This window comes from Campylobacter sp. CH186, assembly GCF_004378925.1.
Classification (GTDB): domain Bacteria; phylum Campylobacterota; class Campylobacteria; order Campylobacterales; family Campylobacteraceae; genus Campylobacter_D; species Campylobacter_D jejuni.
The window spans coordinates 1-273 of the sequence record NZ_RYYB01000025.1; the positions used below are offsets into that span (position 1 = coordinate 1).

The following is a 273-nucleotide window of genomic DNA, read 5'->3' on the forward strand; positions in this document are numbered from 1 at the left end:
TCATATAATAGACAGTATGCCTTTGGAAATTTGTAAAATGTCAAGAAAAAACAGATTAAAAATCTGCAGAGAAGAATTTATTACTTCCCCCAATGAAGGTTTCTGTGCTTCGCAACAAACCCGGTATTTTGGATATAAGCTCCATGCGGTATGCACAATACAGGGTGTTTTCAGAAGTTTCGATTTAAGTAAAGCATCCGTTCATGATATTCATTATCTGAATGATGTTAAAAATCAGTTTAAAGAGGTTACGATCATTGGAGATAAAGGATA

At 33.7% G+C, this 273-nt stretch carries 1 protein-coding gene; it reads left to right on the forward strand.

The annotated features are described in order from the left end of the window. Window positions 1-37: 37 nt before the first annotated feature. Window positions 38-273, forward strand: a 236-nt coding sequence (locus tag ELQ09_RS08195) for a transposase (protein WP_243834167.1), incomplete at its 3' end; no start/stop codon positions are given.